The organism is Streptomyces olivochromogenes (genome assembly GCF_021538895.1).
Lineage (GTDB): Bacteria > Actinomycetota > Actinomycetes > Streptomycetales > Streptomycetaceae > Streptomyces > Streptomyces olivochromogenes_A.
Genome location: NZ_JADDRL010000019.1, coordinates 46038 through 58299 on the forward strand (window position 1 = coordinate 46038; position 12262 = coordinate 58299).

12 protein-coding genes are annotated in these 12262 nt (G+C 68.6%); 9 read left to right on the forward strand and 3 right to left on the reverse strand.

All coding sequences use genetic code 11. The annotated features are described in order from the left end of the window. Positions 1 to 8 precede the first annotated feature (8 nt). Positions 9 to 980, forward strand: coding sequence for an RNA-binding protein (locus IPZ69_RS12210; RefSeq protein WP_235454094.1), 972 nt, complete (start codon positions 9 to 11; stop codon positions 978 to 980). A gap of 30 nt (positions 981 to 1010) precedes the next feature. Here the strand turns inward: IPZ69_RS12210 and IPZ69_RS12215 are convergent, their stop codons facing one another. Continuing rightward, the gene (locus IPZ69_RS12215) at positions 1011 to 1718 is read right to left on the reverse strand and encodes a hypothetical protein (protein ID WP_235454095.1); all 708 of its coding nucleotides are present in this window, start codon (positions 1716 to 1718) and stop codon (positions 1011 to 1013) included. A gap of 178 nt (positions 1719 to 1896) precedes the next feature. On the opposite strand from IPZ69_RS12215, the gene IPZ69_RS12220 reads away from it, so the two are divergent. Beyond that, on the forward strand, positions 1897 to 2367 hold the full coding sequence (locus IPZ69_RS12220; protein WP_235454096.1) for a hypothetical protein: 471 nt from the start codon (positions 1897 to 1899) through the stop codon (positions 2365 to 2367). Between the two features lie 132 nt (positions 2368 to 2499). Here IPZ69_RS12220 and IPZ69_RS12225 read toward each other — a convergent pair whose 3' ends face one another. Beyond that, positions 2500 to 3180: a DUF4232 domain-containing protein gene (locus IPZ69_RS12225; RefSeq protein ID WP_235454097.1), complete on the reverse strand. Its 681-nt coding sequence runs from the start codon at positions 3178 to 3180 to the stop codon at positions 2500 to 2502. 187 nt (positions 3181 to 3367) lie between these two features. Between IPZ69_RS12225 and IPZ69_RS12230 the strand changes: the two genes are divergently transcribed. From IPZ69_RS12230 to IPZ69_RS12240, 3 genes are all read left to right on the forward strand, one after another. Then, positions 3368 to 4333 carry a nitronate monooxygenase gene (locus IPZ69_RS12230; RefSeq protein WP_235454098.1) on the forward strand — a complete coding sequence of 322 codons (966 nt, stop codon included), beginning with the start codon at positions 3368 to 3370 and terminating at the stop codon, positions 4331 to 4333. Between the two features lie 320 nt (positions 4334 to 4653). After that, complete coding sequence (locus IPZ69_RS12235) at positions 4654 to 6642, forward strand: galactose-binding domain-containing protein (protein WP_268834511.1); 1989 nt, start codon at positions 4654 to 4656, stop codon at positions 6640 to 6642. Between the two features lie 111 nt (positions 6643 to 6753). Beyond that, positions 6754 to 7701: a YhjD/YihY/BrkB family envelope integrity protein gene (locus IPZ69_RS12240; RefSeq protein WP_235454100.1), complete on the forward strand. Its 948-nt coding sequence runs from the start codon at positions 6754 to 6756 to the stop codon at positions 7699 to 7701. Positions 7702 to 7743: 42 nt separating this feature from the next. Here the strand turns inward: IPZ69_RS12240 and IPZ69_RS12245 are convergent, their stop codons facing one another. Next, the gene (locus IPZ69_RS12245; protein WP_235454101.1) at positions 7744 to 8421 is read right to left on the reverse strand and encodes a GAP family protein; all 678 of its coding nucleotides are present in this window, start codon (positions 8419 to 8421) and stop codon (positions 7744 to 7746) included. 366 nt (positions 8422 to 8787) lie between these two features. Between IPZ69_RS12245 and IPZ69_RS12250 the strand changes: the two genes are divergently transcribed. The 4 genes from IPZ69_RS12250 (at position 8788) to IPZ69_RS12265 (ending at position 12262) form a co-directional block, all read left to right on the forward strand. Continuing rightward, positions 8788 to 9015, forward strand: coding sequence for a ferredoxin (locus IPZ69_RS12250; RefSeq protein WP_235454102.1), 228 nt, complete (start codon positions 8788 to 8790; stop codon positions 9013 to 9015). Beyond that, complete coding sequence (locus tag IPZ69_RS12255) at positions 9012 to 10403, forward strand: NAD(P)/FAD-dependent oxidoreductase (RefSeq protein ID WP_235454103.1); 1392 nt, start codon at positions 9012 to 9014, stop codon at positions 10401 to 10403. Before IPZ69_RS12250 ends, IPZ69_RS12255 begins: the two co-directional genes overlap by 4 nt. Before the next feature lie 13 nt (positions 10404 to 10416). Further along, on the forward strand, positions 10417 to 11637 hold the full coding sequence (locus IPZ69_RS12260) for a cytochrome P450 (protein WP_235454104.1): 1221 nt from the start codon (positions 10417 to 10419) through the stop codon (positions 11635 to 11637). Positions 11638 to 12049: 412 nt separating this feature from the next. Continuing rightward, on the forward strand, positions 12050 to 12262 hold the full coding sequence (locus tag IPZ69_RS12265) for a DUF397 domain-containing protein (protein WP_235454105.1): 213 nt from the start codon (positions 12050 to 12052) through the stop codon (positions 12260 to 12262).

Below are 12262 nucleotides of genomic sequence, written 5' to 3' on the forward strand. Positions count from 1 at the left end.
ATGGGAAGGTGCAGCTTCCCCACATCTTCCGCGTCACCAAGTACGACCCCGCCGACCGCGACGATAACGGGTCCTACATCGGTACCGAGGACACGGTGAGCGATCACGGCCAGGTCGAGGGGGCCTATCTTCAAGCGGTCGAGGCGTTCGCCGTGGAGGTCGGCATCGACCGACTGTCCGTACGCGAACCGGGGATTCCGTCCCTCGTGCACTTCGGTGTCGAGCCGCTCCAGGACGGCTTTGGGCTCGACGGGCTCTTTCCGAACGGCCTCACCGGCTTCCACGACGGAGCGGAGGTGCCGCTCGGTGTCGCGCTGGAGCTGGTGCGAGTCATGCTGCGCGAGAGCGGCGCCTGGTGCCGGCTGGAGGCCGAGGGCGCGTTCGCCGTACACGTCGGATGGGACCAGTACCTCTACATCGGCAGCGGCCGACTCTGCGAGGGGGCGCTGGCCCGAACCCGAGAGCTCGGGCTGTTCGCGGAACGCCTGGATGCCTCCCCGTACGCCGTGGAGACTGATCCGGAGGGCGTCCAGCGGCCCGGCGACGACGACTTCTGGGCCTGTCTGCGCGCGGCCGTCGCCACCGGCCGCGCCGGAACCCTGGAGGAGACGTACATCGACGGCGTCACACGATGGCACCGCCTCTCCCCCGACACCGTCGACACGGTTCGCGCCGGGCTCGCTCCCCGTGTCCGTCTGGCCGTGTGGCCGGGCCTGTCCGACGACGTGGACGCGGTCCTCGCCGCATTCCCCGCCGAGGGACTCGTCGAATGTGTCTGGCAGGACACCGCCGGCCGACTCCACAGCGCTGTCGCCGACGAGGACGACTTCCCGCGGCTGGCCGCCCGGATCTCCGGTGCCGATGTCGCTGCCGCGGCGCTCCTGTCCATGTATGCCGATGAGCGTGTGCCTCTGTTCACCGCTGTCATGCCTGATGCCGACGGAGTGGTACGAGCCCGCTGGCAGACCGAACCCAGCTGACTGGTCCCTGTCTCTATCAACCTGCGGTTGTCAGCTCGCCGGAGGGACGTGGCGCGCTGCTACCAGTTTGGCCGCCGTTCGAAGCCTCATGAAGTACGAGACGCAGTACTGTTCGTTGATCAGCGGTACGATCTTGTCGAGGTCGGCGACGCAGGCCCAGAGGATGGCAACGCCGCTGTCGTCGAGTCCGGCTTTCAGTTCTCTCTGCACGAGGCCGGCGACATCGGCGTCCAGGAGGATCAGTTCCACGCCCTCGATGTCCACACCGCGGAAGCTTGCCGGGAACGGTGCGAGCCGGTGCTCCTCCCACAGCCGAGTGAGCCGGTCAGCGGCATCTGCATCGTCAGCCGCCGATGGTGAACGAAGCAGCGCAGCAACGGCGTCGAAGACGGCACGCACCAGGTCGATGGCCCTGACCGGGCTGAGGGCGGCACTAGTTACGGCACCCTGCGTAAGCCTGTCGCGCAGAAGTCGGCCGCAGTCGAGTTCGGCGGCGAGCTCGGCCGGGATGAGTCCTGTGTCGGTGGCCTGCTCGATCAGGTCCTGGAGTGGTTCGTTGACGGCCAGGCGCTCGACGAGGGCGTGCTCCAAGGCGAACAGGGAGTGCGTGACGGCGACGGTGGCGAACTCGTACCGGTAGTAGGAGTGCCGGATGAGCTCGCGGGCGGTTTCCAACGCGCTCATGACGTACGTCGACGCGTCGCCGGGCACGACCAGGCCGGCAACCAGGGCGTGCATGCCCGCAACGTCGAGAACGACGTCGCGGGTGCGCGGGTCCGGCACTGGTACAGGGGGCAGTGGGCCTGGCGACGGCGGGGTGTTCACCGGTGCAGTCTGGTCGCCGGAAGCGTGAGTGTGCCATCGGATTAGCCGGTGGTGGTTCCTGGTGACCGGAGGATGCCGGGATACTGCTGGGATGCTGTTGACCTGGATCGCCGAAGTGGCGGACGAGCCACTGGTACTGGATCCGGCTGACCGGCGGGTGGAGCGGGAGACCAACACCTGGCGGTTGGGCGCGAAGGACGAGGACAGGCGGGCCTTGTCGGTGTCAGAGGTGGTCGCTGCCTTCGAGCAGACCGCCGAAGGCATCCGGCTCCGTATCCGGGACATGGACTTCTCCGGGGTGGCGACGTTCTACGTGTGGCACGACGAGCAGGCCGGGCAACTCCGGTGCTCAACCGGGTCGGTGGCCGCGGACGAGCTGCCCTTCGGCGGAGCCTATGCGCCGACTGCCGACCTCGGTCCTGTCATTGATGGCTTCCTGAGCGACCGGGAGCCGGGTGTCATTCCCTGGTCAGACCTTGAAGACGCGGATGATCAGTCAACGCAGGAGACGGCAACTCCCTTTCCGGTGTGGGTTCGCAGCGTCGGCCCGCGCCGAGAATGACCGATCCGGACGGCGCCGGCACGAACGCCCGCTGGAAGGAGCAGTGGCCGGAGCTCACGGTTCCGCGATGGGCCGGCTGACGGCCCGTCGCTCGGTGAACCCGGCCCGTCCGTTCCGGCGGCCGACGCCCCGTCAGGAAGCCTTGAAGGCGGAGAGTCGTACGTCCTTCCCGCACACGTTGAAGGAGCCCGGCGCCCCGCTGTCCTTGGTCACCTTGACGGTGCGGGACACGTCCTTCGGCAGGGCGATCTCGACCTTGGATGCCTGTACCGCGCAGACCTCCCGGCCCGACGGGCTGCCGTCGAAGTTCAGGTCGGTGTAGGCCACCGACGCCCGCGCCTTGGCACCGGGCTTGACGTCGACGGCGTCCGTGCCGCCGGCCGTGTTGTCCGTCTGGACGGGGTCGGCCTTGTCCTGGTCGTCCTTGGCCGTCAGCGTGACCGCGCCGACGATCGTGCAGGTCGTCTTCGAGGTGTTGGTGACCTCGATGGTGCCCTGTGCCGGTCGCTGCTCGCCGGCGTGCCGCGCGGCCTGGACGAAGCGGAGTTGGGTGTTCTTCGTCGTGCACGCCGACACGTCACCGCCGCCGTTGTTGCCGGCCGTGGTCGGGATCGCGGTCTGCCCGCCGGTCGCGGTTCCGTTCGAGCCGGTCTCCTTCGACGTCGGGGCGGCCGAGTCGGACTCGGAAGACGCGGACGTGGAGGTGGAAGCGCTCGCGGACGCCTTGCTGTCGTCGTCGCTGTTCCCGCAGCCCGTCAGGGCCAGCGCCGACAGGGCGAAGACGGCAGCGGTGGTGGAGACACGGGCGCGCATGTGCATGGAGGTCCTTCCCCTCAACAAGCTGTGGTCACGTCGCAGGACGGCACATCCATGACCGGGGTTCCCGTCCCCACAGGACGCTCACGACCTTCACGCGACCGTGATCAACGAAGGGTGCCCAAGGAACTCGCCAAACCGAATTCGCTGCGACCGGCATGGCGGGTGGGAGAGGATTGCGCTCATGGGGCTGTCAACGGCGTTCACGGAACTGTTCGGTGTGGAGCATCCGATCGCCCTGGCCCCGATGGGCGGTTCGGCCGGTGGCGCACTGACGGCGGCCGTTTCGCGCGGCGGCGGCCTGGGGCTGCTGGGCAGCGGGAACGGCGACCGGGACTGGCTGGCCCGCGAACTACCCTTGCTGGCCGAGGAAGGCGCCGGGAAGCCTTGGGGTATCGGCTTCCAGACGTGGGCAGTCGACGACGACGCGATCGCGCGGGCGCTGGAGCACGACCCGTCGGCGGTGATGCTGTCCTTCGGCGACCCCGGTCCCTTCGTGGAGCGCGTCCGCAGCGCGGGTACGGCGCTGATCCTTCAGGTCACCGACCTGGAGGAGGCCCGCAGGGCGGTGGATCTGGGCGCCGATGTGATCGTGGCTCAGGGCACCGAAGCCGGCGGGCACGGCGCCCGGCGCGGACGGTCCACGCTGCCGTTCGTGCCCGTCGTGGTGGACCTGGCGGCGCCGGTGCCGGTGCTGGCGGCGGGCGGGATCGCCGACGGCCGCGGCGTGGCGGCCGCCCTGGCCCTGGGGGCCGCTGGAGCACTGCTCGGAACCCGCTTCCAGGCCACGGCCGAAGCCCTCGTCGCCGACTCGACCGCCAGGGCGATCGTCGAGGGGCGCGGTGAGGACACCGAGCGCAACCGGGTGCTGGACATCGCCCGCGGCTCGCGGTGGCCGGCGCGGTACACCGCGCGCACCCTCGCCCACCCGTTCCTCGACGGATGGCGCGGCCGGGAGAGCGAACTCTCGGCCGACCCCGATGCCCAACAGGCGTACCAGGACGCCGTGGTACGCGGCGAGATCCCCGCGTTGCCGCAGTGGGCGAGCGAGGCCGTCGACCTCATCGACGACCTGCCGTCCGCCGCCGATCTGGTCGGCACCCTGGCCGCCCAGGCGGAGCAGGCGCTGGCCCGAGCCGGCAGGCGCTGACCACGATCGCCGGGAAGCTGGGAGCACGGCCGGACCGCGGCCCTTCGCTGAACCAGCCGCCGTGTGCGCCTCACCGCTTGTGAGACTGATCGTAATCAGCTGCGGCAAGACCCTTGACGTTGAAGGCCGTACTGGCGATCCTCATGGCCGAACTGTTTGTGAAGGACATGACAATCCGGACCTTTGTGGACCCCGGACGACCCTTGTCCGTCGACCGCCATCCCCCCGACCAAGGGACGTGGGTTGTGACCGTGAGCAGAAATCCGTACCGACGCCACAGGCACGTCGCCTCCGTGTCGTTGCTCCTCCTCGTGCTGGCCATGATCCTGGGCCCCACGCCGAGTACGGCGGCGTCGAACGACTGGTGGAATCCCACTTCACGCCCCGTTCCCGACTCCGACATCAATGTCACCGGCGAGCCGTTCACCGGCACCAACGCCAAGGGCGAGGTGCGGGGATTCGTCGACGCGCACGACCACATGTTCGCCAACGAAGGCTTCGGCGGACGTCTGATCTGCGGCAAGACCTTCTCCGAGGCGGGCATCGCCGACGCGCTCAAGGACTGCCCCGAGCACTACCCCGACGGCTCGCTGGCCATCTTCGACTTCATCACCAAGGGCGGCGACGGCCGACACGACCCGGTCGGCTGGCCCACCTTCAAGGACTGGCCCGCGCACGATTCACTGACCCACCAGCAGAACTACTACGCCTGGGTGGAACGCGCCTGGCGCGGCGGTCAGCGGGTGCTCGTCAACGACCTCGTCACCAACGGCGTGATCTGCTCGGTGTACTTCTTCAAGGACCGCAGCTGCGACGAGATGACGTCCATCCGGCTGCAGGCGAAGCTGACGTACGACCTCCAGGCCTACATCGACAAGATGTACGGCGGCCCGGGCAAGGGCTGGTTCCGCATCGTCACCGACAGCACGCAGGCCCGCCATGTCATCGAACAGGGCAAGCTGGCGGTCATACTCGGCGTCGAGACCTCCGAGCCCTTCGGCTGCAAGCAGATCCTGGACATCGCGCAGTGCGACAAGCACGACATCGACGCGGGCCTGGACGAGCTGTACTCACTCGGCGTGCGCAGCATGTTCCTCTGCCACAAGTTCGACAACGCGCTGTGCGGAGTGCGCTTCGACTCGGGCGGCCTCGGAACGGCGATCAACGTCGGGCAGTTCCTGTCGACCGGCACCTTCTGGAAGACCGAGAAGTGCACGGGCCCCCAGCACGACAACCCCATCGGCAACGCGGCGGCCCCCGGCGCCGAGGCGAAGCTCCCGGCGGGCGTGGCGGTTCCCTCGTACGCCTCCGACGCACAGTGCAATGTCCGCGGGCTCACCGACCTGGGTGAGTACGCCGTCCGCGGCATGATGAAGCGCAAGATGATGCTGGAGATCGACCACATGAGCGTCAAGGCCGCCGGCCGCGCGCTCGACATATTCGAGTCCGACTCCTACCCCGGCGTGATCTCCTCGCACAGCTGGATGGACCTCAACTGGACCGAGCGGGTCTACGGCCTCGGCGGCTTCATCGCCCAGTACATGCACGGCTCCGAGGGCTTCAGCGCCGAGGCCAAGCGCACGGACGCGCTCCGCGACAAGTACCACGTCGGGTACGGCTACGGTACGGACATGAACGGCGTCGGCGGCTGGCCCGGGCCCCGTGGCGCGGACACCCCCAACCCCGTCAAGTACCCCTTCCGCAGCGTCGACGGCGGCTCCCTCATCGACCGGCAGACGACCGGCAAGCGCACCTGGGACCTCAACACCGACGGAGCCGCGCACTACGGCCTGGTGCCGGACTGGATCGAGGACATCCGGCTCGTCGGCGGCCAGGACGTGGTGGACGACCTCTTCCGGGGTGCCGAGTCCTACCTGCACACCTGGGGAGCGACCGAGCAGCACCAGGCGGGAGTCAACCTCGCCCAGGGGGCGCCGGCCACGGCCAGCTCGGCCGAGTGGAACCCGTTCACCAGTTATGCGCCGGGCCGCGCGGTGGACGGCCGGCGGGACACCCGCTGGGCCAGCGACTGGAGCGACGGCCAGTGGCTGCAGCTCGACCTGGGCTCGACCCACCGCGTCGGACAGGTCACGCTCGACTGGGAGCGCGCGTACGGGAAGTCGTACCACATCGACCTCTCGACGGACGGCGTGAACTGGCAGACCGTCTGGTCGACCACCGCCGGTGACGGCGGACTCGACACGGCGCGGTTCGCCGGCACACCGGCCCGCTACGTCCGCGTCACGGGCACGGAACGCGGGACCCAGTGGGGATATTCGCTCTACGAGGTGGGTGTGCACAGCGGCTGACGGCGGCTCCGCCCACCCTTGCCCCCGTCGCGGCCCGGCCGCGGCGGGGGCTTCGTCCGACGTGCTCCGGAGGGCCCTGTCCCCCACTCTGGGGAGAGGAAGGAGCACGACATGCCCAGTAGCGGGAGGGTGCCGCCGGGGGGCATGATCCACCCGCAGCGCCAGGCCGCCGACGTGTCCCGTCGACAGAGGTGGACACATCGGCTGGTGACCTCCGCCCGGGACGCGCACGCCCGCGCGACGACCCGGTTTCCGGTGATCACCCACCTCCTGGACCGCATGGTCTCGGTGAACATCTTCGACTCCGCCACTCGCCTCGCGGCGCAGTGTTTCCTGACCGCGGTTCCGCTGCTCTTCGTGGTCGGCGCGTACGCCCCGCCCGCGGTCCGGCAGCAGCTCATCACGTCCGTCCGTACGGTCTTCGGGATCACCGGTGCCGCGAACGCCCAGCTCGTACAGGCGCTCACTCCCACGACGGGCAATCTGCGGCAGGCGACCGGCGTGGTGGGCGGGCTCATGGTGCTGCTCTCGGCCACCGCGATGAGCAGGGCGATGCAGCGGCTGTGCAAACGGGCCTGGGAGATTCCCCGGGCGGGGACCAGAATCGCCCCCTGGCGGTGGCTGGCCTGGCTCGTGTTGTGGTTGGGGGCACTGCTGGTACAAGGCCCGATGCGCGACGGGTTCGGTGTCGGGGCCTGGCTGGGGATCCCGGTCACGCTGGTGGGTCTGACGGGGCTGTGGTGGTGGACCCAGCACCTGCTGCTCGGCGGCCTGATCGGCTGGAAACCCCTGTTGCCCGGCGCGGTGATCACAGCGGTCGCCCTCACCGCGCTGACCGTGACCGCACGGTTGTATCTGCCCCGGGCACTCAACCACGCCCTCGCCGAGTACGGCTCCCTCGGCTCGGTGTTCATCATGCTGTCGTGGTTGATCGTGGTGTGTGTCGCCGTCGCGATCAGCATCAGCGCGGGCGCCGTGGCGGCGCAGCAACCGACGCTGGCCCGTCGCCTCGGCAGTCCGCCCCCACTTCGGGACCGGGCCGCGACCGCGCACGCGTGACACCACTGGCCGCGACACCTTCGGCGGCCGAAGCCGACATGATCAGGAAACCAGTACGTCGATGCCGTCCCCGAGCAGCTTCAGCCCGAACACGAAGAACAGCACCGCCATGATGGCCATGTTGTGCCGCGCGGCCCATTCCTTCCAGTTCCCCAGCATGTTCTTCGCCCGCTCACCCAGCACCAGGAAGACCGCCAGCGGCGTCAGCAGCCCGAGGGAAGCGATGACGACGAAGATCGCCAGCGCGGCGATCTGCTCCGCGACCGGCAGGCCGGACGAGCTGATGGACGCTGCCGCGGCAATCGTCAGCGGGGCGTTCTTCAGGTTCCCGGCCGACAGCAGGAGGGCGAGGAGGAAGATCTTGACCGGTGTGAAGTGGTCGATCGCGGCCATCCATCGAGGCAACTGTGCCTGCGTGGCCTCGACAGGGCGATGACGCCACAGCCTCGCGGCGAAGACAACCAGGGCCAACCCCAGGGCGAGCTTGAGAGCCCCCACCCAGTCAGCCGGCTTCCCGTGGCTGTCGGCGCTCTCGTGGCCGCCGATCAGCAGCATCACGACGCCCAGGCCAGACAGACCCACCACCCAGCCGGTGGCGAACACCAACCCGTTCAGGCGTGCGCGAGGCGTCGCCAGCACGATGATGATGGCGACGATCGGGAGCGGACTGACCGCGACACCGGCCGCCAAGCCCAGCACATCACCCAGCACCTTGCCCATGCGCGCCTCCGGCACATCGAAGAACCGCACCGATCGCAGCCGCCATCCCGACCGGCACCACGAGACGGGAGCGACCCGCACACCGGGTCACTCCAGCCACATCACTTCTACAGAATCGACGAAGTACGCGGTCCCCGCCGCATGGGCACGCGGCGCCCGGGTGAATGGCGGCCGGGGTGCGGGTGAAGTGCCCCCGGGATACGCTTTTGGCAGCAAGATCAGGTTCTCTGGGCGGAATTACAGACGCCGGTCGCCTCATTCGTGACGATCAATTCTTTTCTTTCTGTGGAGACCCGACGAGCGCGGTGCACCGCACGCCCTCGCACTTCGCAGGGTCCGCAGTTCGCAGTCCCCGTGGAGGTCGGGATGAGAATTGTCGTTGATCTTTCCCGATGTGAAGGGTATGCGCAGTGCGCTTTCCTGGCTCCGGACGCATTCCGGATGCACGGCGAGGAAGCGCTGATGTACGACCCGAACCCCGACGACGCCCAGCGCGAGCAGGTGCTGCGGGCCGCGGCGGCCTGCCCGGTCCAGGCGATTCTGGTGGACCAGTTGGAGGGACGGGACGTACCGGCTGAGGCGTCTGCGTCATGACCAGCGCCGACAACCTGCGAGCGTTCAAGCGCGACGGCCGCATTGTGGTCGTAGGGGCGTCACTGGCCGGGCTGCGGGCCGCGGAGGCCCTGCGCGACGAGGGTTTCACCGGATCGCTGACCATGATCGGCGACGAGCTCGGCGAACCCTATGACCGGCCTCCCCTGTCCAAGCAGGTCCTGACCGGATGGGTGTCGGCCGGGGACACCACGCTGCCGCGACGTCGTGACATCAATGCGGAGTGGCTGCTGGGTGTGCCGGCCAGCGGGCTGGACCTCGCGACCAACCATGTGCGTCTCGCCGACGGACGAGAGATTCCCTTCGACCGCGTGTTGATCTCCACGGGGGTGCGGGCCCGGCCGTGGTTCGTCGAGAGCGAGGCGGCCCTGGACGGAGTGTTCGTCGTGCGCACCCGCGAGCACGCCGAGGGCCTGCAGCGAGCCCTCGCCGCCGGACCCTCCCGCGTCCTGGTCATCGGTGCGGGATTCACCGGCTCCGAGATCGCCTCCATCTGCCGCGAGCGGGACATCCCGGTGACCGTCGCCGAACTCGCGCCCGCCCCACTCGTCGGAGCGCTCGGTGCCATGATCGGTGACGTCGCGGCGGACATGCAGCGCGCTCACGGCGTCGATCTGCGCTGCGGCGTCAAGGTCACCCGGCTGGAGGGCGACGCGCAGGGACGGTTCCGCCGTGCTCACTTCGACGACGGCAGCACGATCGACGCCGACGTGGCGGTGGTGGCACTCGGCGGCATCCGCAACACCGAGTGGCTGCGGGACTCGGGCCTGGCGGCGGGCGTCTGGGGAATCGCCTGCGACACGGGCTGCCGTGCCCTGGACCTCAACGGCCTGATCACCGACGACATCTTCGTCGCCGGAGACGTGGCACGCTGCCCGAACCCGATCTACGAGTACCGGCTCATCTCGCTGGAACACTGGGCCAACGCCGTGGAGCAGGCCCAGGTCGCGGCCCACAACATGGTGAGCGGCCAGGCGGACCGCTGGCCCCATCTGTCCATCCCGGTGTTCTGGTCGATCCAGTTCGGCGTCAACATCAAGTCCGTCGGCGTACCGACCTTCGCCGACGAGGTCGTCGTCTCCCAGGGATCGGTGTCCGACCGCCGTTTCGTCGCCGCGTACGGCTATCGGGGCCGCGTGACCGCGGCGGTGAGCTTCAACAACGCGAAGTGGCTGGACCACTACCGGAAGCTGATCGAGACGGCCGCACCCTTCCCGCCGCCCTGCCCCACACCCGACCAGCCCGTCGACATGAAGCCGGTGCCCGTCGACTTCCCCGGCCCCACCCTGCTCGCGCAGGGCGCCACGGTGGTCGTCACCGGACATGACCCCGGTGAGCGGCGGGTCACGGCCGCGCAGTACCACCGGTAGGAGGGAGAGCCAGATGACCACGACCGAGATGCCCGGCACGCTGCGCCGGATCCTCGACTACTCGTCCCGGGCCGACCCTTACCCGCTGTATGCCGAGCTGCGTGAGACGCCGGTGGCCCGGCAGGAGGACGGCAGCTACGTCGTCAGCACATATCGTGAGCTCACTCAGCTACTGCACGACCCGCACCTGAGCTCCGACGTCCGCAATCTGGCCCGCCCGATGCCCTCCGCCGAGGGGGGAGGCACGCCGGCGTTCATCAACGTCGACCCGCCCGAGCACGACCGCCTGCGGCGCATGGCGATGCGCCACTTCGGCCCCCCGCACACCCCGGGGATGGTGGCCGGCATGCAGGGCGACCTGACCGCCATCGTCAGCGGTCTGATCGACGACTTCGCGGGCAAGGAGCAGATCGACATCGTCGACGACTTCGCCTACCCGTTCCCCGTCACGGTGATCTGCCACCTGCTCGGCGTGCCACGCGAGGACGAGCCGAGATTCCGGCTGTGGGTGAACGACATCATCAACTCGATCGACTACGACCCCAAGATCGACCCGAAGGAGAAGCTGGAGAACGGCGTGCGGGCCCGCCAGGACCTGCGCGAGTACATCGGCGGGCTGCTGGAGCAACGCCACGGCCGGCCGGGGGACGACCTGTTGTCGCGGCTGGCCAACGACGACGGGCCGGACGGGCGGATGACCGACGCCGAGATCGTCGCCACGGCCAACCTGTTGCTGATCGCCGGCCACGAGACCACCGTCAACCTCATCACCAACGGCATGCTGACGCTGCTGCGCCATCCGGAAGTGCTGCAGCGGCTGCGCGACGAACCGGGCCTGGTCGTCCCGCTGGTCGAGGAACTGCTGCGCTACGAGCCGCCGGTGCACATCATTCCCTGGCGGGCGGCGTACAGCGACATCGCCGTCGGCGACACCGTCATCCCCAAGGGCTCGCAGATCATGCTCATGCTGGCCTCGGGCAGCCGCGATCCGAACCGCTTCCACGATCCCGACCGCTTCGACCCCGACCGGCGTGACAACCAGCACCTCGGCTTCGGCAGCGGCATCCACCTGTGCTTCGGCGGTCCACTGGCCCGCCTGGAAACCCAGATCGCCCTGACCGAGCTGGTACGCCGACTCGACCGCCCCAGCCTGGTCACCGACCCTCCGCCGTACCGGCGAAGCCCGGTTCTGCGCGGGCCCATCCATCTCAACGTCGAGCAGGGTGCCGGTTGAGCACTCGGTCGACATTGACGAAGTGACACTTCGATGGCCGAAGTTGCCGCTACCGGTTCTTCAGCCACCAGACTATGAAGGAAATAATGGCGCCTCCGGCTGCGGAACACGCGCCACGTACGGCGTGGCCAGCCATCGTCCGTCCCCACCTGTCCCAGTGTTCTCGCACCAGTTGGCCGGTTGAGTGATTAGAATCCATCTCAGGGTGCTGCCTTCCCGATCCACGAGGGAGCGCTCTGCAGGGAGCCCCAGGCCGGATGCTTGCCGGCTAGGCCTGGTGGCTCCCCTCCTTTCACTGTTTCCTGTTATGTACCTCTATTCCCGACAGCCTCCCCACGAGCGAAACTGTCGGAAAACGCGCCTTGCCATACAGGGAAAAACCTCCCATACTCGGCAAGCCGAATGATTTCTGATGAGGGTATTCGTGGGGGCTACGGGGGTGTTCGTGAAGCCCGAGAACAAGCCTTGCTGGCGCAAGAGTTCGTACAGTGAACCCGTCGGCGCTTGCCTTGAAGTGGCGCAGGGCCGACGCATACGGGTCAGGGATTCCAAGCTTCCCCACGGCGCCCACATTACGTTTGACAGGGATACCTGGGCCGTGTTCATCGGTGCAGCACCACGGTAA

Bases quoted from the DNA above. Each gene is read 5' to 3' on its own strand.
- IPZ69_RS12240 (WP_235454100.1), top strand. From the start codon at position 6,754: ATGCCCAGTAGCGGGAGGGTGCCGCCGGGGGGCATGATCCACCCGCAG.
- IPZ69_RS12230 (WP_235454098.1), top strand. From the start codon at position 3,368: ATGGGGCTGTCAACGGCGTTCACGGAACTGTTCGGTGTGGAGCATCCG.
- IPZ69_RS12215 (WP_235454095.1), bottom strand. From the start codon at position 1,718: ATGCACGCCCTGGTTGCCGGCCTGGTCGTGCCCGGCGACGCGTCGACG.
- IPZ69_RS12255 (WP_235454103.1), top strand. From the start codon at position 9,012: ATGACCAGCGCCGACAACCTGCGAGCGTTCAAGCGCGACGGCCGCATT.
- IPZ69_RS12250 (WP_235454102.1), top strand. From the start codon at position 8,788: ATGAGAATTGTCGTTGATCTTTCCCGATGTGAAGGGTATGCGCAGTGC.
- IPZ69_RS12260 (WP_235454104.1), top strand. From the start codon at position 10,417: ATGACCACGACCGAGATGCCCGGCACGCTGCGCCGGATCCTCGACTAC.
- IPZ69_RS12245 (WP_235454101.1), bottom strand. From the start codon at position 8,421: ATGGGCAAGGTGCTGGGTGATGTGCTGGGCTTGGCGGCCGGTGTCGCG.
- IPZ69_RS12235 (WP_268834511.1), top strand. From the start codon at position 4,654: ATGATCCTGGGCCCCACGCCGAGTACGGCGGCGTCGAACGACTGGTGG.
- IPZ69_RS12265 (WP_235454105.1), top strand. From the start codon at position 12,050: ATGAGGGTATTCGTGGGGGCTACGGGGGTGTTCGTGAAGCCCGAGAAC.
- IPZ69_RS12220 (WP_235454096.1), top strand. From the start codon at position 1,897: ATGCTGTTGACCTGGATCGCCGAAGTGGCGGACGAGCCACTGGTACTG.
- IPZ69_RS12225 (WP_235454097.1), bottom strand. From the start codon at position 3,180: ATGCGCGCCCGTGTCTCCACCACCGCTGCCGTCTTCGCCCTGTCGGCG.